Below are 333 nucleotides of genomic sequence, written 5' to 3'. Positions count from 1 at the left end.
CCAGAGTTCACAGGTGGTGTCAATGGAATAGATGCAGCTAGCCATGAACTTCCAGAGTTTACTGGTGGTGTGACTGGTTCAGAAGCAGTTATTCGTGAAGAAGATCCAGAGTTCACAGGTGGTGTCAATGGAATAGAAGCAGCTAGTCATGAACTTCCTGAATTTACTGGTGGTGTGACTGGTTCAGAAGCAGTTATTCGTGAAGAAGATCCAGAGTTCACAGGTGGTGTCAATGGAACAGAAGCAGCTAGTCATGAAGTACCAGAGTTTACTGGTGGGGTGACTGGTTCAGAAACAGTTATTCGTGGAGAAGATCCAGAGTTCACAGGTGGT

General features: G+C 45.9%; 1 protein-coding gene. It reads left to right on the top strand.

Going from position 1 to position 333, the window contains the following annotated elements; genetic code table 11:
• A partial coding sequence (locus HMPREF2805_RS11260) for an SIALI-17 repeat-containing surface protein (RefSeq protein WP_186822551.1) occupies positions 1-333 on the top strand: 333 nt, incomplete at both ends.

It is taken from the genome of Streptococcus sp. HMSC034E03, assembly GCF_001811505.1.
Taxonomy (GTDB): Bacteria; Bacillota; Bacilli; order Lactobacillales; family Streptococcaceae; genus Streptococcus.
This window is presented reverse-complemented; position numbering and strand designations above follow the sequence as displayed.